General features: G+C 56.0%; 21 protein-coding genes. 9 read left to right on the forward strand and 12 right to left on the reverse strand.

Annotated elements, in window-relative coordinates:
- The first annotated feature begins 60 nt into the window (after positions 1 to 60).
- The 5 genes from araG (at position 61) to H0S68_RS11055 (ending at position 5,812) form a co-directional block, all read left to right on the forward strand.
- On the forward strand, positions 61 to 1,596 hold the full coding sequence (araG, locus tag H0S68_RS11035; RefSeq protein ID WP_128864970.1) for an L-arabinose ABC transporter ATP-binding protein AraG: 1,536 nt from the start codon (positions 61 to 63) through the stop codon (positions 1,594 to 1,596).
- A 17-nt stretch (positions 1,597 to 1,613) separates the two neighbouring features.
- The gene (gene araH / locus H0S68_RS11040; RefSeq protein ID WP_020826721.1) at positions 1,614 to 2,597 is read left to right on the forward strand and encodes an L-arabinose ABC transporter permease AraH; all 984 of its coding nucleotides are present in this window, start codon (positions 1,614 to 1,616) and stop codon (positions 2,595 to 2,597) included.
- A gap of 104 nt (positions 2,598 to 2,701) precedes the next feature.
- On the forward strand, positions 2,702 to 3,619 hold the full coding sequence (gene araC, locus H0S68_RS11045) for an arabinose operon transcriptional regulator AraC (RefSeq protein ID WP_020826722.1): 918 nt from the start codon (positions 2,702 to 2,704) through the stop codon (positions 3,617 to 3,619).
- An 81-nt stretch (positions 3,620 to 3,700) separates the two neighbouring features.
- Positions 3,701 to 4,741 carry an oxidoreductase gene (locus H0S68_RS11050; protein ID WP_410529385.1) on the forward strand — a complete coding sequence of 347 codons (1,041 nt, stop codon included), beginning with the start codon at positions 3,701 to 3,703 and terminating at the stop codon, positions 4,739 to 4,741.
- Between the two features lie 66 nt (positions 4,742 to 4,807).
- The gene (locus tag H0S68_RS11055) at positions 4,808 to 5,812 is read left to right on the forward strand and encodes a bile acid:sodium symporter family protein (protein ID WP_115058920.1); all 1,005 of its coding nucleotides are present in this window, start codon (positions 4,808 to 4,810) and stop codon (positions 5,810 to 5,812) included.
- A gap of 37 nt (positions 5,813 to 5,849) precedes the next feature.
- Here H0S68_RS11055 and add read toward each other — a convergent pair whose 3' ends face one another.
- From add to H0S68_RS11100, 9 genes are all read right to left on the reverse strand, one after another.
- On the reverse strand, positions 5,850 to 6,848 hold the full coding sequence (add, locus tag H0S68_RS11060) for an adenosine deaminase (RefSeq protein WP_410529386.1): 999 nt from the start codon (positions 6,846 to 6,848) through the stop codon (positions 5,850 to 5,852).
- A 177-nt stretch (positions 6,849 to 7,025) separates the two neighbouring features.
- Positions 7,026 to 7,619 (reverse strand): AAA family ATPase, encoded by a 594-nt coding sequence (locus H0S68_RS11065; protein WP_128864967.1) that lies wholly within the window; start codon positions 7,617 to 7,619, stop codon positions 7,026 to 7,028.
- Positions 7,616 to 8,053, reverse strand: coding sequence for a PTS sugar transporter subunit IIA (locus H0S68_RS11070; RefSeq protein ID WP_041415363.1), 438 nt, complete (start codon positions 8,051 to 8,053; stop codon positions 7,616 to 7,618). The genes H0S68_RS11065 and H0S68_RS11070 overlap by 4 nt, the downstream gene beginning before the upstream one ends.
- Positions 8,054 to 8,062: 9 nt before the next feature.
- Entirely contained in the window at positions 8,063 to 8,329 is a 267-nt protein-coding gene (locus H0S68_RS11075; protein WP_046373665.1) for a hypothetical protein, read from the reverse strand.
- Positions 8,330 to 8,424: 95 nt separating this feature from the next.
- Positions 8,425 to 9,267, reverse strand: a complete 843-nt coding sequence (locus H0S68_RS11080; RefSeq protein ID WP_048760913.1) for a ketose-bisphosphate aldolase — start codon at positions 9,265 to 9,267, stop codon at positions 8,425 to 8,427.
- Positions 9,254 to 10,621, reverse strand: coding sequence for a PTS sugar transporter subunit IIC (locus tag H0S68_RS11085; RefSeq protein ID WP_410529387.1), 1,368 nt, complete (start codon positions 10,619 to 10,621; stop codon positions 9,254 to 9,256). The genes H0S68_RS11080 and H0S68_RS11085 overlap by 14 nt, the downstream gene beginning before the upstream one ends.
- Positions 10,614 to 10,928 (reverse strand): PTS sugar transporter subunit IIB, encoded by a 315-nt coding sequence (locus tag H0S68_RS11090; protein WP_020826731.1) that lies wholly within the window; start codon positions 10,926 to 10,928, stop codon positions 10,614 to 10,616. Before H0S68_RS11090 ends, H0S68_RS11085 begins: the two co-directional genes overlap by 8 nt.
- Positions 10,929 to 10,938: 10 nt before the next feature.
- Entirely contained in the window at positions 10,939 to 11,919 is a 981-nt protein-coding gene (locus H0S68_RS11095; RefSeq protein ID WP_048760914.1) for a 6-phosphofructokinase, read from the reverse strand.
- Between the two features lie 384 nt (positions 11,920 to 12,303).
- Positions 12,304 to 13,059: a DeoR/GlpR family DNA-binding transcription regulator gene (locus tag H0S68_RS11100; protein ID WP_044550769.1), complete on the reverse strand. Its 756-nt coding sequence runs from the start codon at positions 13,057 to 13,059 to the stop codon at positions 12,304 to 12,306.
- A 100-nt stretch (positions 13,060 to 13,159) separates the two neighbouring features.
- Between H0S68_RS11100 and H0S68_RS11105 the strand changes: the two genes are divergently transcribed.
- A complete protein-coding gene (locus tag H0S68_RS11105; protein ID WP_130015671.1) occupies positions 13,160 to 13,756 on the forward strand; it encodes an NUDIX domain-containing protein in 597 nt (198 codons plus the stop codon).
- On the forward strand, positions 13,753 to 14,121 hold the full coding sequence (locus tag H0S68_RS11110; RefSeq protein ID WP_130015672.1) for an NUDIX hydrolase: 369 nt from the start codon (positions 13,753 to 13,755) through the stop codon (positions 14,119 to 14,121). The genes H0S68_RS11105 and H0S68_RS11110 overlap by 4 nt, the downstream gene beginning before the upstream one ends.
- Before the next feature lie 44 nt (positions 14,122 to 14,165).
- Here the strand turns inward: H0S68_RS11110 and H0S68_RS11115 are convergent, their stop codons facing one another.
- The gene (locus H0S68_RS11115; protein WP_128864965.1) at positions 14,166 to 15,347 is read right to left on the reverse strand and encodes a MalY/PatB family protein; all 1,182 of its coding nucleotides are present in this window, start codon (positions 15,345 to 15,347) and stop codon (positions 14,166 to 14,168) included.
- On the reverse strand, positions 15,340 to 16,959 hold the full coding sequence (gene malX, locus H0S68_RS11120) for a maltose/glucose-specific PTS transporter subunit IIBC (protein WP_048760927.1): 1,620 nt from the start codon (positions 16,957 to 16,959) through the stop codon (positions 15,340 to 15,342). Before malX ends, H0S68_RS11115 begins: the two co-directional genes overlap by 8 nt.
- A gap of 262 nt (positions 16,960 to 17,221) precedes the next feature.
- Between malX and H0S68_RS11125 the strand changes: the two genes are divergently transcribed.
- Positions 17,222 to 18,253 carry a Mal regulon transcriptional regulator MalI gene (locus H0S68_RS11125; protein ID WP_046373658.1) on the forward strand — a complete coding sequence of 344 codons (1,032 nt, stop codon included), beginning with the start codon at positions 17,222 to 17,224 and terminating at the stop codon, positions 18,251 to 18,253.
- Positions 18,254 to 18,255: 2 nt separating this feature from the next.
- On the opposite strand, the gene H0S68_RS11130 is transcribed toward H0S68_RS11125, so the two are convergent.
- Positions 18,256 to 19,131, reverse strand: a complete 876-nt coding sequence (locus tag H0S68_RS11130; RefSeq protein ID WP_020826740.1) for a LysR family transcriptional regulator — start codon at positions 19,129 to 19,131, stop codon at positions 18,256 to 18,258.
- Positions 19,132 to 19,335: 204 nt separating this feature from the next.
- On the opposite strand from H0S68_RS11130, the gene ampC reads away from it, so the two are divergent.
- A complete protein-coding gene (gene ampC / locus H0S68_RS11135; RefSeq protein WP_130015675.1) occupies positions 19,336 to 20,472 on the forward strand; it encodes a cephalosporin-hydrolyzing class C beta-lactamase in 1,137 nt (378 codons plus the stop codon).
- The last annotated feature ends 33 nt before the right edge of the window (positions 20,473 to 20,505 follow it).

Here is a 20,505-nt window from a genome sequence, read left to right on the forward strand (position 1 = left end):
TTACCGGGCCGCCCACAGCATGCTGTCGGGCGGCATTTTTAACTGCAGGAGGAAAACACTATGACTACCGCGCTGCCGTATCTGGCGTTTAAAGGCATAGGTAAAACTTTCCCAGGGGTGAAGGCGCTGGATGACATCAGTTTCAGCTGTCAGGCCGGGCAGATCCACGCGCTGATGGGGGAAAACGGTGCCGGGAAATCCACGCTGCTGAAAATCCTCAGCGGCAACTATTCGCCTACTCAGGGAGAAATTCAGCTGCAGGGGCGTTCGGTCACCTTCGCCAACACTACCGACGCGCTGGATGCTGGGGTGGCAATCATCTACCAGGAGCTGCATCTGGTGCCGGAAATGACCGTGGCGGAGAACATTTATCTCGGTCAACTGCCGACCAGGCGCGGGCTGGTGGATCGCAAACTGCTGCGTTACGAGTCCCGGCTTCAACTGGAGCATCTCGGGCTGGATATCGATCCGGATACGCCATTGAAATACCTGTCGATCGGCCAGTGGCAAATGGTGGAAATCGCCAAAGCGCTGGCGCGCAACGCCAAGGTAATCGCGTTTGACGAGCCCACCAGTTCGCTGTCCGCCCGGGAGATCGAACAGCTGTTCCGGGTGATCCGCGAATTGCGCGCTGAAGGGCGTGTGATCCTGTATGTCTCACACCGCATGGAGGAGATTTTTGCCCTCAGCGACGCCATCACGGTGTTCAAAGATGGCCGCTATGTGCGCACCTTTGACGATATGCGTCAGGTTGATAATGCCCAGTTGGTGCAGGCGATGGTGGGGCGCGATCTCGGTGACGTCTACGGCTATCAACCGCGTGAACTGGGGCCGGTGCGTTTGGCGCTCCAGGGGTTGCAAGCGCCCGGCGTGAAAACGCCGATCGATCTGAGCGTGCGTGCCGGGGAGATCGTCGGGTTGTTCGGCCTGGTCGGCGCCGGCCGCAGCGAGCTGATGAAGGGGATCTTTGGCGCCACGCGGGTCAGTGCCGGGCAACTGATGCTGGATGGGCAGGTGCTCGCCATTCGCTCGCCAATAGACGCTATTCGTGCCGGCATCATGCTGTGTCCGGAAGACCGCAAGGCGGACGGTATTATCCCGGTGCATTCGGTACGCGACAATATCAACATCAGCGCGCGGCGGAACAGTGTCCGCGCGGGTTGTCTGATCGACAACGGTTGGGAGGCCAGCAACGCTGAGCATCATATACGTGCGTTGAATATCAAAACCCCAAGCGCCGAGCAGCTAATTATGAATCTTTCCGGCGGCAACCAGCAGAAGGCGATTCTGGGGCGTTGGTTGTCGGAAGACATGAAGGTGATCCTGCTGGATGAACCGACACGCGGCATCGACGTTGGCGCTAAACACGAGATTTATAACGTCATTTACCAACTGGCGCAGCGCGGCATCGCGGTGCTGTTCGCTTCCAGCGATCTGCCCGAAGTCCTGGGGCTGGCGGACCGTATCCTGGTGATGCGGGAAGGGGCCCTGTCCGGTGAGTTACTCCATGATGACGCCAGCGAGGAAAAAGCCCTCAGCCTGGCGATGCTGCGCACCCCCGAGATTGCCCCCGATACCGCTGCGGCGGTGGCCTGAAAGTGAAGGAGAAAGAGATGTCGACCATAACGACCGATTCTGTGAAAAACCGCAGCGGCCAGGGGCTGGCGCGGATTTGGGACAGCTACGGCATGCTGGTGGTGTTCGCGGTACTGTTTATCGCCTGCGTGCTGTTTGTGCCTAATTTTGGCTCATTTATCAATATGAAAGGGCTGGGGTTGGCGATATCCATGTCCGGCATGGTGGCCTGCGGCATGCTGTTTTGTCTGGCCTCCGGCGACTTTGATCTGTCAGTCGCGTCGGTGATCGCCTGCGCCGGGGTCACTACCGCGGTGGTGATCAATATGACCGAAAGCCTGTGGATCGGCGTGGGCGCCGGTTTGCTGCTGGGAATGGTCTCCGGGTTGATCAACGGTTTTGTTATCGCCCGGCTGAAAATCAACGCGCTGATCACCACCCTGGCCACCATGCAGATATTCCGCGGGTTGGCGTACATCATTTCCGACGGGAAAGCGGTAGGCATTGAGGACGAGCGCTTCTTTACGTTGGGTTATGCCAACTGGCTGGGGTTGCCTGCGCCCATTTGGATCACCGTAGCCTGTCTGATCCTGTTCGGCTTCCTGCTCAATAAAACCACCTTTGGCCGCAATACGCTGGCGATTGGCGGTAACGAGGAGGCGGCCAGACTGGCCGGGGTGCCGGTGGTACGCACCAAGATTGTGATCTTTATGCTGTCCGGGCTGGTTTCCGCCGCTGCCGGCATCATTCTGGCTTCGCGTATGACCAGCGGCCAGCCAATGACCTCGATTGGCTATGAGCTGATCGTGATCTCCGCCTGCGTACTGGGTGGGGTTTCGTTGAAAGGTGGTATCGGTAAAATCTCCTACGTCATCGCCGGCATCTTGATCCTCGGCACGGTGGAAAACGCCATGAACCTGCTGAACATCTCACCGTTCTCGCAGTATGTGGTGCGCGGCGTGATCTTGCTGGCGGCGGTGATTTTTGACCGTTACAAGCAGCAGGCCAAACGTCGGATTTAGAAAATCGGCAACCGCGTTCACAGTTCTGTTATCGGCTCAGGCAGTTCTCTGCCGGGCCGATACACTTGTTCAGGATAGTTCTATCAGCCGTTCCGGGAGGACAGATGTACCATCGCATGGCACAGGAACCGCAGCCGAACCCGCTGTTGCCGGGTTACACCTTTAACGCCTATCTGGTGGCGGGATTAACGCCCATCATGGCGGACGGCCCGCTGGATTTCTTTATCGACCGCCCCGGCGGCATGAAGGGCTATATTCTCAACCTGACCATCAAGGGCCAGGGCAAGGTGTTCGACGGCGAAGACACCCTTTACTGCAATCCTGGCGATCTGCTGCTGTTTCCCCCCAAGGCGGCGCACTACTATGGGCGTTCGCCGGACAGCGACTGCTGGTATCACCGCTGGGTGTATTTCCGACCGCGAGCCTACTGGGCCGACTGGCTGGAATGGCACAGCAAAACCCATGAGGTCGGGCGTTTAACTTTACCGAACAATAATTTACTGTTGGAGTTCGATCGGCTGTTCGCCAATATCGAGCAAACGCAGCGTTCCGGCCGGCGTTTCGCCGAAGAGTTGGGGATGAACCTGCTGGAGCGCTTGCTGCTGCGCGCGATGGAAGAGGATCCGCTCAGCCCACAGAAAATCATGGATCCCCGGGTGATAGAGGCCTGCCAGTTTATTACCGGTAATCTGGCCGGTGAGTTGCGCATTGACGAAGTGGCACGCCACGTCTGCCTGTCGCCTTCGCGGCTGGCGCATCTGTTCCGTGAGCAGGTGGGTATCAATATTCTGCGCTGGCGCGAAGATCAGCGGGTGATCCGCGCCAAGCTGCTGCTGCAGACCACTCAGGAGTCGATTGCCACCATCGGCCGGGTGGTGGGTTATGACGATCAGCTCTATTTTTCCCGCGTATTCCGCAAACGGGTCGGGGTCAGCCCGAGCGATTTTCGCCGCCGTAGTCTGGAGATAAACTATCCGGCCAGGAATCAGCGTGAGACGCCTTATGCTGTGGCTACAAATTAACATTACATTTACTTCTTGTTCCCGCCAGCGTCATGGTGTCAAATCTGACTGGTCTATTGCGAGCCAGTAAGAGGAAACACCATGACAGAAAAAATTCGGGTTGGGCTGGTCGGTTACGGCTATGCCAGTAAAACCTTTCATGCGCCGCTGATTGTCGGCACCCCAGGCGTAGAGCTGGCTGCGGTTTCCAGCAGCGATGCCGGCAAAGTGCACGCAGACTGGCCATCGATGACGGTAGTTAGCGATCCGCAGGCGCTGTTTAACGACCCCTCTATCGATCTGATCGTCATTCCTACACCCAACGATACCCATTTCCCTCTGGCGCAGCAGGCAATGGCGGCCGGCAAGCACGTGGTGGTGGACAAGCCTTTCACCGTGACGTTGTCACAGGCGCAGCAGCTGGAGCAGCAAGCGCAGCAGAGCGGCAAGCTGCTGTCGGTGTTCCACAATCGCCGCTGGGACAGCGATTTTCTGACGCTCAAGGCATTGTTGAAAGAAGGCGCGCTTGGTGAGGTGGTTTATTTCGAGTCTCATTTCGATCGTTTCCGCCCGGAAGTGCGTCAGCGCTGGCGCGAGCTGGGCGGTGCCGGTAGCGGCATCTGGTACGATTTGGGGCCGCATCTGATCGATCAGGCACTGCAACTGTTCGGCAAACCGGAAACGCTGTTTGTCGATCTGGGTGAACTGCGTCCGGGTGCACAATCGGTGGACTATTTCCACGCGATATTGAACTACGGCAAACGCCGGGTCGTTCTGCATGGTACCGTGCTGGCCGCGGCGGAAACCGCACGTTATATCGTGCACGGGACTCAGGGTAGCTTTATCAAGTTTGGGCTGGATCCGCAGGAAGACCGCCTCAAAGCGGGCGAGCGTCTGCCGCAGGCCGACTGGGGTTACGACATGCGTGATGGTGTAGTGACATTGTCACGTGATGGGGTGCTGGCTGAAAAACCTTTGCTCAGCATTCCAGGCAATTACCCAGCCTATTACGCGGCTGTCCGCGATGCGATTAACGGTGAGGGTGAAAATCCGGTCACGGCTGCTGACGCCATCAAAGTGATGGAAATGATCGAGCTGGGGATTGAATCTGCGAAACAACAAAAGGCGTTGCCGGTAGTCTGACCGCGGCGTTTTATTCTCAGGGTTCGGCGTGCCGAACCCGTCTTACTCCTCGAGGGATCCTGACCCATGTCCTGGTTGCAGCGTCTGCGCATTGATAAATTTTTGCTGGTATTGATTCTGGTGGTGATTGTCGCTTCGGTTTTCCCCTGCGAAGGCAGATGGGCAACCTTTTTTGAGCATCTGACCACCGCGGCTATCGCGCTGTTGTTCTTTATGCACGGTGCCAAGCTGTCTCGTGAGGCGATTATCGCCGGCATGGGGCACTGGAAGCTGCATTTGGTGGTGTTTCTCAGCACCTTTGCGCTGTTCCCGCTGCTGGGGCTGGCGATGAACCTGATGGTGCCGGGTTTGATGACACCGACGGTTTATCTGGGCTTCCTGTATCTGTGCGCACTGCCGGCGACCGTTCAGTCGGCGATTGCCTTTACTTCGGCGGCGGGTGGTAACGTGGCGGCCGCGGTGTGCAGTGCTTCGGCATCCAGCATTCTCGGTGTTTTCCTCTCGCCGCTGCTGGTCGGGGCGCTGATGCATACCCAGGGCGGTAATACCGATGTGTTGCACGCCATAGGTTCGATCATTTTGAAACTGATGGTGCCCTTTGTGGTTGGGCATTTGGCTCGGCCGTTAATCGGCAAATGGGTCGATCGTCATCGCAAGCTGATCAATCTCACTGACCGTTCATCGATTCTGCTGGTGGTGTATACCGCTTTTAGCGCTGCGGTGGTGGAAGGGATTTGGCACAAGATTGACGGCTGGTCGCTGTTGACCATTTTAGTGATGTCGCTGGTGTTGCTGACGGTGGTGCTGATTATCAACACCTATGCCGCGCGCTGGCTGGGGTTCAATACTGCCGACGAAATCACCATCGTGTTCTGTGGTTCGAAAAAGAGCCTGGCGAACGGCATCCCGATGGCCAACGTGCTGTTCCCGGCGGCGGCGGTGGGTGCCATGGTGCTGCCGTTGATGATTTTCCATCAGGTGCAGTTAATGGTGTGTGCCGTACTGGCGCAGCGTTACGCGCGTAAAACGGCCAAGCAGCGCGCAGAAGCAGGCGCGTTGACCGCGAAATGAAATAAATAAAAAGGGCGCTTGGCGCGCCCATTTTCACTTAGCCCTGCACTTTATCGCGCAGCGCCTGTTTTTCCTGTTCGCTGAGGAACGCCATTTTCAGGCCGTTTTCCTGGGCGGTGCGGATTTCAGCTGGCGTCAGGCCGGCTTGCGGTGCCGCCACGCGGTATTCGTGTTCAATTTCAATGCCCTGTACGGCCGGGTCATCGGTATTGATCGACGCCATAACGCCGTGGCGCAGGAACTTCGCCAGCGGATGCTGCGCCAGAGAAGGCACGGTGCTGGTCTGAATGTTGGACGTCAGACAAGATTCGATACTGATGCCATGTTCGGCCAGGAAGTCCATCAGTGCCGGATCCTCAATCGCTTTCACGCCATGGCCAATACGTTCGGCACCCAGTTCGCGGATCGCCTGCCAGATGCTTTCCGGACCCGCGGCTTCACCTGCGTGTACGGTGATGCGCAGGCCAGCGTCGCGGGCGCGGTTGAAGTGGTTGAGGAACAGGCTGCCAGGGAAGCCGAGTTCGTCGCCGGCCAGATCCAGTGCGGTAATACCGTCGCGGTGCGCCAGCAGGCCTTCCAACTCTTGTAAACAGGCCGCTTCGCCGAAGGTACGGCTCATGATGCCGATCAGGCGTACGTCGATACCCAAATCGCGCGAACCGGAACGAATGCCGTCAATCACGGCTTCCACCACCCCAGCCACCGGCAACTGATGTTTCATCGCCATGTAATACGGCGAGAAGCGCAGTTCGGCATAGTGCAGACCGGCATTGGCCGCATCCTCGACGTTTTCGTAGGCGACCCGGCGGCAGGCGTCCAGATCGCCCAGCACCGCTACGCCCCAGTCCAGCTTCTGCAGAAAGCTGACCAGATCCGGTTCGGCGTGAGTGATTTGCACGTGCGGGCGCAGCGCCTCCAGTTCGTTGGCGGGCAGGGCAAGGTTAAACTGACGGCCCAGGTCAAGAATGGTTTGCGCACGGATATTGCCGTCAAGATGACGGTGGATGTCGGTCAAGGGGAGGCGTGGGTCAATCATGATGTGCACTCGTTATTTTGTTGTAGGTAAAGTGCAGATCAGTATAAAAACAAAATGATGAAAATTGCCATTGTGTTGCATAAAAAAGTGACGACAATCACATTAATGTTGCTGGTTGCCGCATTTATGCGCTAAAGCGGGAGCGTGCCACTCCCGCATTGATGTTGGTAACAGAGCCTATCCGACCCTCAGTTTTGCGATGTTTTTTTCCTGGTTATCGCCGACGCCGTGCTGCACCAGCCAGTGGTTAACCCTGTCGATGTCCAGCGGTTGTGCCTGCTCAATACGCAGCACCGGGCCCAGGGCCATCGGCATGGCGCGATCGGCCAGCGCCCGCAGTTCGGGCAAGTACTCCGCACCGGGGTGGCCTTTGGGACGCTGGCCGGTACGGGCGGCGTAGCGTTCTGCGGCCAGTTCACCGGATATTTGGTTCCACACCTCCAAAACTTGCGTCACGCCCGCCTCGCGCAGGTACTGGCGTAGCTGTTCTCTGGACTGAAAGCCAAACCAGGCGTCGATGACATAGATGCAGCGCAGGGGCGCCTGCGCCACCATTGACCAGATAGCCTGGTATGCGGCATAACCCAACTGACGGTTCAGTTCGCGGTTTATGTTATCCAGGCGTGCCATAAAAGGTTCTTTGATACCGTCGAGGGAGAGATAAGGCAGATCAAAATGGTGCGCCAGCGCGCGGGCAACGGTGCTTTTACCGGAAGCCGGAACGCCATTGACCAAAATAACGGTTTTACCGTCGCTATCTGTCGAAGTCATAATATTTCCACCACCTCTTGCCAGAGTTTTGCGGCGCGTAACCGCTCGAGCCGCGGCTTGTTATCCAGCAAATCCACAATCGCGCGGATGCCTTCCTCAATGTGGCTGTTACTGTCGGTCGCCCCGAACAGGATCACGATGTCGGCCTCTTCACTGTCTTCGAAGGCGATCGGCTGCTCCAGCAGCACCATGCTGAAACAGTTTTTGATCACGCCGCATTCCGGGCGCGCATGGGGAATTGCAATGCCTTCGTCGAACACGTAATAAGCCCCATGGGCCAACGTGTTGCTGATCACCGCCTGATAATAGGATGCGTGAATATAACCGTTTTCGACCAGGGGCCGGGCTGCCAGCTCAATTACCTTCTTCCAGTCGGTTTCCTGCACGCCGACCTGTATCGCACCGGCTTCTATCAGCAGTTGTTTAATCGTCATCATATTCCCTCACAGAGACTTCCTGATAATATTGCGCAGCTCATCCATTTTAATAAAAATTCCATCGATCTGCTGACGATAGCTTTTATTTTTGGCATAAATCTTTAATGCGCGATTATAAGCCAGCATTAAAGCCTTATGAATTTCGCCATCCGCCGGCGTTGTGGCCAACTGCTGTTCTAATACATTAATTTCGGCTGATATTTCATTGGCTTCGGCATTCTGCTGGCCGTGATCAAGTTCTTTGTTTCGCGGGCTTTTCATAAAATTAAACATGACCTTCTCCACAAATTAAGCGTGAACTTTCCAGCCCCGACGGGCGCCGGGGCACCAGGGTTGTGGGTTTTATAAAAAAGAAAATAGGGCAGTGATTATTTAAACAGGCCGATCTTTTCCGTTAATACCTGGGTAACGGCATTGTTGGCGGGGATCAGGAATTTGCGCACGCTGTCATTGACCTTGCCCTTTTCAAAGGTTTGTTTGCATCGGTCTACCCATTGCACGTTCATCTCGGTGCCCACGTTCACTTTTTCGATGCCACCGGCTACCGCGAGCCGCATATCTTCATCGCTGACGCCGGTACCGCCATGCAGCACCAGCGGGGTACCTGTGGCGGCGGTGATTTCGGCCAGACGCTGGTGCTGGATATGCGCCTTGCCGGTATAGAGCCCGTGGACTGTGCCTACCGAGACCGCCAGCATATCGACCCCGGTTTCATCGACAAAGCGTTTGGCATCTTCCACCGTGGTAAAGCAGATATCCTCTTCCGCCACCGCCTTACCGTCTTCGGAGCCGCCGATGGCACCCAATTCGGCTTCTACCGACACGTTATGTTGACGAGCAATGTCGATCACTCGACGGGTATTGGCGATGTTCTCATCCATTTCCAGGTGCGAACCGTCATACATTACCGAACTGAAGCCTGCGTCAATCGCCGTCTCGATGGAGGCAATGTCAGAGCAGTGATCCAAATGCAGGCAGGTGGGAACATCCTCGCTTTGGGCCAGAGAACGTACCGAATCAACCAGCAGCCTGTAACCCAAATATTCGGCAGTACCGGTCGAAATCTGGATCATCAACGGGCTGTGCATACTTTTGGCCGCTTTGAAAAAGGCCGGTAACATTTCCAGACAGTGGAGATTGAATGAACCTATCGCCTTGAAATCTCGGGCTTTAGCCACTGATAACAGCTCGTTGAAATTATAGAGTTTCATGGACTTTTTCCTCATGGTGCTTGGTTGATTTACCGTTAACAAACCACGCAATCAGCGTGACGAAGGCGATGAACAGGGCGATGAACAGCCAGTTGCCCTGGAAAGCATGTCCCATCACCAGCCCACTGCTGATGACGTCGGAGTCGCTGAAGGTCACCCCGACAAAGCCGTAACTTTCCAGCATCGGTACCAGAATGGCCGGCAGGAAGGTGATAAACAGGCCGTGAACCACCCCGCCAATCATGGCGCCGCGACGGCCACCGAGCGCATTACCGAAGATGCCAGCGGTGCCGCCGGCGAAGAAGTTGGTCAGCAGACCGGGCAGGATCATCGCCAGACCGAACATTGGGAAAACGATCATGCCGATGATTGAGCCAAGGGTGGTGGCGAGGAAGCCGACGATCACCGCGTTGGGGGCGTAAGGGAATAGCACCGGGCAGTCCAGCGCCGGTTTGGCATCCGGCACGACGCGCAGGGCGATACCGCGGAAGGCGGGTACCAGCTCATTGAGTAGCAGGCGTACGCCGCTGTAGAGGATAAATACGCCGGCGACAAACTGGATGGCCTGCATAAAGGAATACATCAGGTAGTTCATGCCGCCGGCATACTGGGCGATGTACTGCGGACTGGCAGCCAGCGCCGGGATCAGATACATCGGGATCATCACCACCGCCATCGACAGGTAGGTGTCCTGCAGGAACTTGAAGTTATCGGGCAGCTCCAGGTCTTCGGTGGAGCGGGAGCCCTTACCGACCACCTTAGCGACGGCAGCCTGTACCAGATAGCCGATGGTGCAGAAGTGCCCCAGGGCCACATCGTCCGAACCAGTAATTTTGCGCACCACCGGCTGGGCCAGTGCAGGCATCAAGACCGCCATCACGCCGCCGAATATGCCGCCGGTCAGAATCAGCGGCATGCCGGTCAGCCCGGCCTTGTAGCCGATCACCGCCCCTATGGTGGCCATCCACAGCAATGCCTGGCCGGTCAGGAAGATGTATTTGAACGGAGTAATGCGCGCAATGATGATATTCACCGCGAAAATTACCATCAGGGTCAGCGCCACTTCTGAACCCAACTCGCGGTTGGCCAGGCCGGCGATGGCGGCGACGTCGGTGATATAACCGGTCATGCCGAACCCTTGGGTGAATATACTGTTCAGATAGGTCAAAGCACCGACAATAATGTTGATGCCCGCCATCATGATCAGGAAACCCAGCAGGGTTTTGAAGGTGCCTTCGGCCACTTTGCCGATCGATTTCTTCTGCAGCAATAGCCCCAGCATGGCGATAAAAGCGACCAGAATGGAAGCCTGGCCCAACAGATCTTTGACGATAAAGTCAATCAGGCTATTCATGGCGGGTTTCCTTCATGTCACGTTCTTTCAGGAAGGCCACGATCTTTTGCTCAATTTCCACTTTATCGGTAAGCCGATGCAGAATAATGACCCGCTTCTTTTCCTCTTCGCTGGCGTCGGCATTTAAAATATCGGCGAAGGTTTTCTGGGTAAGAATAATATCTGATTTAAAGGCGCTGGCCTCAGAGATAGTAGTATGATCAATATCTGCCTCAATCTCTAATTTCTTCAGCACCGCTCTTGCGCTCATTTCGATGGCAAAGCTGGAGCCGAGGCCACAGCCACATACGCACAGTATTTTAAGCATGGGTATCTCCTCAGATTATATTTAATTGCCTGGCGAGTTTGTAATGGTGTCCTTCGGTATCAACCAAACGTTTCTGCATGCTGATTAAATCGATGGGAATAGGTTGGTTGCCGGCATTAATAATGATTGCCTTGTTCTTCATTCCTGAATAAATACAGCGAACCACTTCGCTGGCCATAATGGTCCCCTGATAAATCTCTTCGCCGGTCGGTTCACCATTGCGCAGACCGTAGCCCATAATCGTTTTACGAATACGCACGCCAATTTTTGGCTCCAATTGTTTTATCATGGTGTCGATAGCGCCTTGAAAACCGGGCGAGTATTCTTTGGTATAACCCTCTGAGCACAAAATAATCACGCTATTTTGCTGCTCAAGTCGTTGAGTTATTTTCTCTGCCAGCTGATTCAAGGCATATTGGCATTCCGGGATCAGGGCAAAATCCGCATTGGATTTGATGGCCGATTGCAGCGTCAACTCCCCGCAGTAACCGCCCAGCAGCTCAATCATGAACACGCGTCCGGGCAGGGCGCGTCCGGTGTTTCTCAGTTTTGAAACTTCTTTTATCACCTGTTCGCAGGCGGTGGAAAAGCCAATGCTGTAATGACTGCCGAAAACGTCATTGTCGATAGTCATCCCCACGCCAAAACAGTTAATACCGAATTCACTGAGCGTATTTAAAAACTGCAGCGACCCGTCACCACCGGCCATAATAAGCACGTCTATGTGCAAGGCCTTAAGCTGTTTGCTGATGGTTTCATATTCTCCGGCCGTCAATTTCTTGGCCGTGCGACCGGAAGAGATTATCGGCATTGATGAAATGGAGAAATCAACCAAATCGCGTTGGGCAATAGGATGGTGCTGATTAGCCAATAATCCGGGGATGCCGCCGTTAAACAGAATGATATCTGCCTGCGCCAACCTGGCGACCTGGAAAATAAAGTTATTGATCCCGGTGACATCGCCGCCGCTTATTACTACGCCAATCTTCATATACCTGTCTCCAGCCAATTCCGTGGAGCTCATTGTCATTTTTGGCATCGGTAAAATTTGCAGGCGACATCACAAAACTATCACAAATATTTTTATAGATGACCTTGACAGGCTTGCCGGCAGGATTAATTTTGCGAAGGAGATCTCATTTTATTTTTGGCGGCTTCGAGATTTTTAGATGATGATTATTAATAATCAACGAGTTGCGTTTACGTCGCGTTAAGGCCGGTTTTACCGCCATCAATGAGGAGGAGCATAGAAATAAGTTTAATGAAGTGTGATAACTCTCGCATTTTTATTCGATACGCTGAGTGTGACGTTAATAAATACGCGGATAAAAGAAATAGCCACGTATTTATTAAGTTATTTAATGATTGAGGTTATTCAGGCTCTAACCACGGTCAAACCGGCCTGTTCCAGCGGGCCCGTCAGTGCAGCATCGGTGGAGCGCTCGACGATAATACTCTGCGCCATGGAAATATCGCCAATGGCATATTGCGAGGCGGCATTGAGCTTGGCGGCCGAGGCCAATACCACGGTTTCTGCCGCCCGTGCGGCCAGTGCCCGCTTGATGTAAGCCTCTTCGAGATCGCCGGTGCTCAGGCCGGCGGTAGGGTGCACGCCAGTCACGCCCATAAAATAAATATCGGCGCGAATATGAGACATGGCTTCCACTGCGGCTGCGCCAACGCTGACGATCGAATGTTTATATAAACGCCCGCCGATCAGGATCACTTCGACTTTCGGGTGGTCTACCAGACCGACAGCCACGCTGGGGCTGTGGGTGACGACGGTGGCTTCCAGCGTGGGCGGGAGCTGCCTGACCAATTCGGCAGAAGTCGTGCCGCCATCCAGAATTACCACTTGCCCAGGGGTAATCATTGCCGCCGCGGCTTTGGCAATCGCACGTTTGGCGGCTGATTCCTGCCCGTTTCTTTCGGCAAAGGTGGCAATGGCCGGGGAAACCGGCAGCGCACCGCCGTGCACTCGTTGCAATAGGCCTTCACTGTCCAATTCGCGCAGATCGCGCCGCAGGGTATCTTCGGACAACCCGAACATCTCGCTGAGCTGTTTGGCCAGAACCTGTCCGTCCTGAGCCAGTTTTTCCAGAATGATTTTTTTACGTTGGCTGGTGAGCATGGCGTTTTCCCGTTAAATTTGCACTGCACGAAATATCTTGATCATACACGAAAATGCACGATAGTATCAATTTCCTTTCCTGCTTGTGGAGTTGAGCACCATGATCGCTACCCAAGATCGGGTTCGCATTGTCGAAACCCGGGTATTGTCTGATGACTGGTATTTGCTGAAAAAAACCACCTTTGATTTTTTGCGTCGCGATGGCGTATGGCAGCGACAAAGCCGTGAAACCTACGACCGCGGCGATGGAGCCACCATTTTGCTGTTTAACCGGCAAAGGCAAAAGGTAGTGCTGACGCGTCAGTTCCGCTTCCCGGCGTTCGTCAATGGGCACGACGGCATGCTGATAGAGGCTGCCGCCGGGTTGCTGGACAATGCGTCGCCGGAAGAACGCATCCGGGCCGAAGCGGAAGAAGAAACCGGCTATATCGTGCAAAATGTGCAAAAGGTGTTTGAAGCTTACATGAGCCCCGGTTCGGTGACGGAGAAACTGCACTTTTTTGTCGGAGAATATCAGGCCGATGAGCGGGTCAGCAATGGCGGTGGGGTGGAAGCGGAAGGTGAAGATCTCGAAGTGCTGGAACTGCCGTTGGCAGACGCACTGCGCGCTGTCAGCCAGGGCACCATTGTCGATGCCAAAACCATCATGCTGCTGCAGTTTGTTGCCCTAAACCACACTCTGGAGAAGCGTTTATGAGCGCCCAACTGATCCTGATTGCCGGCCCGTACCGTAGCGGCACCGATGGCGATGCACAATGCATTGCCGACAACTTGCACCGGTTGGAGCAGGCCGCGCTGGCGGTCTATCAGCGTGGGCATGTGCCGGTGATCGGCGAATGGTTGGCGCTGCCCCTGGCGGCGGCGGCCGGTTCGACCCAGTTGGGGGATGCGGTGAGTGAAGCGTTTCTCTATCCGGTGGCCCACCGACTGATAGCCCAGTGCCAGGCTATTTATCGCATCGAAGGGGCGTCGGCCGGCGCGGATAACGACGTGCGCTTGGCTAATGAGTGGGGAATACCGGTGTATTATCGTCTGGATGATATCCCACAGTTGACACCGTAAGAATGAAAAAAGGCAGGCTTTCGCCTGCCTTCCAGCCCCTCAGTTCAAACCTCGTCCAACACAAACTTCAACCCATTTATCAGCTTGTCCATGCCCGCCTCAAGCTTGCTGCGCGGGCAACCTACGTTCAGCCGCAGGAAGCCACGGCCTTCTTCGCCGTAGGTGAAACCGGGCATAATCGCTACCTTTTCGCGTTCGATCAGAACCTGCTGTAGCTGGCGATCGTCTATGCCCAGTGGGCGCAGATCGATCCAGGCCAGATAGGTAGACTGCGGCGGCTGCCAGGCCAGGGCGGGAAAGGCCTGATTCAGCCGCTCGGCAACGTACGTCAGGTTGTCCTGCAGGTAATCACGCAGCGCATCCAACCAGGGTTCGCCATGGCGATAAGCGGCAATATGCGCCGCCACCGCCAGCACCGCCGGGGAAGATAAGCCGTCGCGCGCTTTCAACTGCTGGAAATAAGCCTCGCGGCTGGCATCGTCACTGATAAAACCGTAGGCGCCGGTCAACGCCGGGATATTGAAGGTTTTCGAACCTGAAGTCAGCAATGCCCAGGGCGTGGTGGCGACTTGGCTCCACGGCGTGTGGCGGTTTTCCCCCCAGACCATATCCATGTGGATCTCATCGCTGATCACCCGTACGTCGTGGCGTTCGCACAGCTCGGCCATCTGCTGTAATTCTTCCGCGCGCCATACCTTGCCGGTCGGGTTCTGCGGGCTGCACAGCAGCAGAATTTTGGTCTGTGGCCGTGCCAGCAAGGCTTCCAGGTGCGCCATATCGCACAGCCAGTCGTTACCCTGCTTATGCAGCGGGCAGGCCAACAGTTGGCGCTGATTACCGAGGATCACCTTATAAAAGGCGTCATAGGCCGGGGTATGGGTGACCACGTATTCACCCGGTGCCGACCACAGGCGAATCAGTTGCGCCACCATATAAATTACCGACGGGCCATACACGGCCATGTTGGTGTCGACGGCGGTCGCAAACCGCTGTTGATACCAGTGGCGTACCGCTCCGAGAAAATCTTCATGCTGCCAGCGGCTGTAACCCAGTACGCCATGCTGCAGGCGCTGTTGCAGCGCCTCGAGGATGCAGGGGGCGGTGGCGAAATCCATATCGGAGATGGTAAAAGGCAATAAATCGTCATGGCCAAAGCGATCGGCAATGTAATCCCACTGCGTGCACCAGGTACCGTGCCGATCGACCGGGGTAGAAAAATCAAACATGAGACGCTCCCTGCAGGGCCGCAGCAGGTTGCGCGGCGGCTATCAGTGAGTCTAATTCATCTTTCACCGATTGCACCTGCGGGCCGATCACCACCTGCAGGTTATGCTCGTTAAGGTGCACCACGCCAATCGCGCGGTTGGCTTTCAGCGCGGCATCGTCCACTTTGCTCATATCATCAACGGACAAGCGTAAACGGGTGATGCAGTTATCCAATGAGACGATGTTCTCGCTACCGCCCAGCGCCGCCAGGATTGCCGGCACGTTATAACCGGATTTGCCTACCGCACCGACAGGGGCGCTTTGGCTGCCGGCAGTCTCGCTTTCACGGCCCGGCGTTTTGATATTAAAGCGCTGAATGGAGAAACGGAAAATAGCGTAGTAGGCCGCGAACCAGATGGCGGCAACGATCGGCACCAGATACCACTTGGTGGCGGTGCCGTGCAGGATGCCGAACACCACGAAGTCGATGATGTTGCCGTCGGTGTTGCCGATGGTCACACCCAGCAGCGCCATCACGGTGAAGCCCAGCCCGGTCAGGATGGCGTGAATGAAGTACAGGAAAGGTGCGACGAACAGGAACAGGAACTCGATCGGTTCGGTAGTCCCGCCGACCACGCAGGCCACGACGCCGGAGATCAGCAGGCCCTTAATCTTATGGCGGTTTTCCGGTTTGGCGCAGTGATACATTGCCAACGCCGCTCCCGGCAGACCGCCGAGGAATGCCGGCATTTTACCCTGTGACAGGAAGCGGGTGGCGCTTTCGGCAAAGCCGGTGGTGGTCGGGCAGGAGAGTTGAGCCTGGAAGATGGTCAGTGCGCCGCTGACGCTATGGCCGCATACGTCCAGCGTGCCGCCCGCCTCGGTAAAGCGAATTAGCGCCACCAGAATATGGTGCAGGCCGAACGGCAACAGCAGGCGTTCGCCGGTACCGAAAATCATCGGCCCAAAGGCACCGGCACCATTAATCACCCAGCCCAGGCCGTTGATGCCGGCGGCAAACCACGGCCAGATCAGAGGAATCACCAGCCCACACAGGCCCAGTACCAGGGTAGTGACGATCGGCACGAAGCGGGTGCCGCCAAAGAACGCCAGCGCATCCGGCAGTCGAATGGTATTAAAACGCTCATGCAGCAGGTAAACGATAATGCCGACGATCACCGCCCCCAGAATGCCGGTATCGATCGACTGAATGCCGAGGATGTTCTGGATGTTATTGGCTTTCAGCACCAGCGGATCGGTGGTGGGCAAAATGCCAGCGGTGGTCAGATAGAAGTTGGTGGCCAGGTTCAGCACCGCAAAACCGACAAAGCCCGAGAACGCGGCGACACCCTTGTTTTCACGCGCCATGCCCAGCGGAATGGCGATGGCAAACATCACCGGCAGGAAGCTGAAGGCGAATGAGCCAATCTTGCTCATCCAGGTGAACAACAACTGGAAGGCAGGGTGGCCGATAAACGGCATCAGGGTGATGACGTCGCGGCTGCTTAGCGAACTGCCGATCCCCAGCATGATGCCGCAGAACGACAGCAGGGCGACGGGCAGCATGAATGTTTTGCCCAGGCTCTGGAAAAACTCCCAGAGCGTAATTTTTTGTTTTTTAGGTGCTGGCATAACCGGCGGCTCCTGGCGAAAAAGCGTGCAAAAGTGGTGTGTACCCCTGTTAGGTAAAAATAAGATAAAACGTTTTACCTAGCAAAAATGCGCCGCTAATCACAATTTCAAAGCCTGCTTTGCGGTGAGAATGGATGAGCCAGTAAAACGTTTTACTGATCAAACAGATTCGGTATACCATTTGCTTCAAGAGACATCCCTCTGGCTTGCTACCCTTGAGTGGCCAGGGGACAGAATGCCCAGGATCGGGCTCGCCGAGGTCATGACCATCAAAAAGATCACCATCACTGATGTTGCGCAGCAGGCCGGCGTCTCCGTCACCACGGTTTCGCTGGTGCTGAGTGGCAAAGGGCGCATTTCATCGACCACCGTAACGCGGGTGAATCAGGCGATTGAAAGCCTGGGCTACGTGCGTAACCGTCAGGCGGCGACGCTGCGTGGCGGAGAGTCGGGCGTGATTGGGCTGATCCTGCGTGATATTTGCGAACCGTTTTATGCGGAAATGACCGCCGGGCTGAGTGAAGTGCTGGAGGAACACGGCAAAGTGCTGTTCCTGACCCAAAGCGGTCGCGATGGCAAAGGGTTGATGCGTTGTTTTGATACCCTGCTGGAGCACGGCGTTGACGGCATGGTGCTGGCGGGCGGCGTGCGTATGGCCGAGGGGCTGAAGGAAAAAGCCGCAGAGCAGGGGGTTCCGCTGGTCTGTGCGGCACGTTCCAACGGTTTGGACGGGGTAGACGTGGTGCGGCCGGACAATATGCAGGCCGCCAAACTGGCCACTGAATTTCTGATCAAACGCGGTCACAGCCAAATCGCCTATCTCGGCGGGCAAAGCAGCTCGTTGACCCGCGCCGAGCGCCTGGGGGGCTTTTGCGCCACGTTGGTACAGTACGGCCTGCCTTTTCGCACCGAATGGATTGTCGAGTGCGACTGTCAGCAACGGGCGGCGGCGGAAGCGGCAGAAAATCTGCTGCGCCAGTATCCGAACATCAGCGCACTGGTGTGCCACAAGGCGTCGGTGGCGCTGGGGGCTTATTTTGGCATCGTACGTAGTGGGCGCAGTATTGGCTCGGAAGGCGTGGATACCTATTACGGTCAGCAGGTGGCCCTGATCGGTTTTGGCGACGTTCCGGAAGCCGAACTGACCGAGCCGCCCTTGACGCTGGTTTCCAGTTCTGCGCGTGAAGTGGGCCGCAGCGCGGCCTCACGCTTGCTACAGCGGATTGCTGATACCGGGTTGCCGCCGCAAAACGTTATCCTGCCACCAATGTTGATTAAACGCGGTTCTGCCTGAATTTACGCCGACTCTTCATTGGCCTGTTGCTGTATCCACCCGACAAACACCTTCATCGCGGGTGTCATATCGCGTGATTTCAGGTGGGTGAGCCAGTAAGCACCAAGATTGGCTTCGGCGGCAAAGGGGCGCTGCAATACCCCCTCGCGTAATTCGCGAGCAAACATGCGGGCCGGTGCCAGGGCGACGCCGCCGCTGTGAATGGCACCTTCCACCATCAGCCGCGAAGAGTCGAATACCGGGCCGTTTATCCGCCATGGCGTGACCTGTGCCGCGGTGAACCAACGCTCCCATTCGTCTTTGCGATAGCTGCGCATCAGAAGTTCGTGTTGTAGATCCTGCGGCGTGCGCAGGCGTTGGGCGATTTCCGGCGGGCACAGCACCGTCAGCGGGGCGTCAAACAATTTAAGGTTGTGGGTAGCGGGCCAGCGTCCTTCGCCAAAGCGGATAGCAAAATCCATTCCGTCGGCGGACAGGTTAACCAGGTTATTGTTGGTCAAGACACGCAGATCGATAAACGGATGCGATGCTCTGAAGGCCGCCAGACGCGGCATTAGCCACCCAACGGCAAAGGTACCAACCACCGCCACCGTCAGCACCTCATGGAAATGCCCGCCTTCGAACTGCTGTAGCACCGATTCAATGCGGTCGAAGGCGTCGGTCAATATTGGCAGCAACGCCTGTCCTTCTTCGGTAAGATCCAGACCACGTGGCAGCCGCCGGAACAGTTGAATACCCAACTGTTGTTCTAGCGTTCGCACCTGTTGGCTGACGGCGGCCTGGGTAACGCTCAGTTCCAATCCGGCGCGGGTAAAATTCAGGTGGCGGGCGGAGGATTCAAACGCCCGCAGAGCATTCAGAGGAAGTCGATTGCGCATAAGCTAAGCCATAAGTTTTTCTTTATGCTGGCTGAAATTATTATCGCTTGTCAATCTATGTCTAAACCCCGATATTTTGCGCAGCTGGTGCGGATATCACGCAGTCAGAAAAGGAATACCTTCATCAACCAGGGATGTCTTTGTGTCGAATGACAACAAAATCTTTTAGCCTCGGCCGATACCCTAAAACTCAAGAGCTTCATTATGACGAAAATAAATCGCTTGGCGGCCGCGTTGTTCGCCGCACTGATCCTGCCGGCAGGCCATGCCGCCGACAAAGCCGACATTGACGCCATTATTCAGCCGCTGATGCAGAAATATGCCGTTCCAGGCATGGCAATTGCGGTATCGGTAGAGGGGAAACAGCAGTTTTATCACTATGGCGTGGCGTCCAGGCAGACCGGCAAACCAATCACCAACCAGACGCTGTTTGAAATTGGTTCATTGAGCAAAACCTTCACTGCGACCTTGGCCACCTACGCGGTCAGTGAAGGCAAAATGTCGTTTGCCGATCCGGCCAGTCGATATTTGCCGGCGTTGCGCGGCAGTGCCTTTGACCATGTCACCTTGTTGAATTTGGCGACCCACACCTCCGGTTTGCCGCTGTTTGTCCCGGATGACGTGACCAACGATGCGCAGTTGATGGCCTATTACCAACAATGGCAGCCGCCGCATGCGGTGGGCAGCTACCGCGTTTATTCCAACCTGGGCATCGGTATGCTGGGGATGATTACCGCCAAGAGCCTGAACCAGCCCTTTACCCAGGCGATGGAAAAACAGCTGCTGCCGGCTCTGGGGATGAATCACACTTATATTAAGGTGCCGGCCGAAGAAATGGCGAATTACGCCCAGGGTTACAATAAAAAAGACCAACCGGTGCGCGTCACGCCGGGGCCATTGGATGCCGAAGCCTACGGCATCAAATCCAACGCCCAGGATCTGATCCGCTACCTCGACGCCAACATGCAGGTGGTCAAGGTCGGGGATCCGTGGCGCAAGGCGCTGGCGGCCACCCATACCGGTTATTACCGCACCGGGGTGTTTACTCAGGATCTGATGTGGGAAAGCTATGCGTATCCAGAGAAGTTGGCGACGCTGACGGAAGGCAACAATGCCGGGATGATCATGAACGGGGCGCCGGCCACGGCGATAACGCCGCCGAAACAGGATCAGGGCGCGGCCTGGTACAACAAAACCGGTTCGACCGGCGGCTTCTCCACTTATGCGGTATTTATCCCTTCGCAAAAAATTGCGGTGGTGATGCTGGCCAATAAATGGTTCCCGAACGATGACCGGGTTGCAGCCACTTACCGTATTGTTCAGGCGCTGGACAAACGCTGATACCAATAGGGGCGCTGCGGCGCCCCTGACTTC

This window comes from Serratia sp. AXJ-M (genome assembly GCF_046531865.1).
In the GTDB taxonomy this organism is placed as follows: Bacteria; Pseudomonadota; Gammaproteobacteria; order Enterobacterales; family Enterobacteriaceae; genus Serratia; species Serratia liquefaciens.

Coding starts and splice junctions, on each gene's coding strand:
- araG (WP_128864970.1), top strand. CDS start 61: ATGACTACCGCGCTGCCGTATCTGGCGTTTAAAGGCATAGGTAAAACT.
- araH (WP_020826721.1), top strand. CDS start 1,614: ATGTCGACCATAACGACCGATTCTGTGAAAAACCGCAGCGGCCAGGGG.
- araC (WP_020826722.1), top strand. CDS start 2,702: ATGTACCATCGCATGGCACAGGAACCGCAGCCGAACCCGCTGTTGCCG.
- H0S68_RS11050 (WP_410529385.1), top strand. CDS start 3,701: ATGACAGAAAAAATTCGGGTTGGGCTGGTCGGTTACGGCTATGCCAGT.
- H0S68_RS11055 (WP_115058920.1), top strand. CDS start 4,808: ATGTCCTGGTTGCAGCGTCTGCGCATTGATAAATTTTTGCTGGTATTG.
- add (WP_410529386.1), bottom strand. CDS start 6,848: ATGATTGACCCACGCCTCCCCTTGACCGACATCCACCGTCATCTTGAC.
- H0S68_RS11065 (WP_128864967.1), bottom strand. CDS start 7,619: ATGACTTCGACAGATAGCGACGGTAAAACCGTTATTTTGGTCAATGGC.
- H0S68_RS11070 (WP_041415363.1), bottom strand. CDS start 8,053: ATGACGATTAAACAACTGCTGATAGAAGCCGGTGCGATACAGGTCGGC.
- H0S68_RS11075 (WP_046373665.1), bottom strand. CDS start 8,329: ATGTTTAATTTTATGAAAAGCCCGCGAAACAAAGAACTTGATCACGGC.
- H0S68_RS11080 (WP_048760913.1), bottom strand. CDS start 9,267: ATGAAACTCTATAATTTCAACGAGCTGTTATCAGTGGCTAAAGCCCGA.
- H0S68_RS11085 (WP_410529387.1), bottom strand. CDS start 10,621: ATGAATAGCCTGATTGACTTTATCGTCAAAGATCTGTTGGGCCAGGCT.
- H0S68_RS11090 (WP_020826731.1), bottom strand. CDS start 10,928: ATGCTTAAAATACTGTGCGTATGTGGCTGTGGCCTCGGCTCCAGCTTT.
- H0S68_RS11095 (WP_048760914.1), bottom strand. CDS start 11,919: ATGAAGATTGGCGTAGTAATAAGCGGCGGCGATGTCACCGGGATCAAT.
- H0S68_RS11100 (WP_044550769.1), bottom strand. CDS start 13,059: ATGCTCACCAGCCAACGTAAAAAAATCATTCTGGAAAAACTGGCTCAG.
- H0S68_RS11105 (WP_130015671.1), top strand. CDS start 13,160: ATGATCGCTACCCAAGATCGGGTTCGCATTGTCGAAACCCGGGTATTG.
- H0S68_RS11110 (WP_130015672.1), top strand. CDS start 13,753: ATGAGCGCCCAACTGATCCTGATTGCCGGCCCGTACCGTAGCGGCACC.
- H0S68_RS11115 (WP_128864965.1), bottom strand. CDS start 15,347: ATGTTTGATTTTTCTACCCCGGTCGATCGGCACGGTACCTGGTGCACG.
- malX (WP_048760927.1), bottom strand. CDS start 16,959: ATGCCAGCACCTAAAAAACAAAAAATTACGCTCTGGGAGTTTTTCCAG.
- H0S68_RS11125 (WP_046373658.1), top strand. CDS start 17,222: ATGACCATCAAAAAGATCACCATCACTGATGTTGCGCAGCAGGCCGGC.
- H0S68_RS11130 (WP_020826740.1), bottom strand. CDS start 19,131: ATGCGCAATCGACTTCCTCTGAATGCTCTGCGGGCGTTTGAATCCTCC.
- ampC (WP_130015675.1), top strand. CDS start 19,336: ATGACGAAAATAAATCGCTTGGCGGCCGCGTTGTTCGCCGCACTGATC.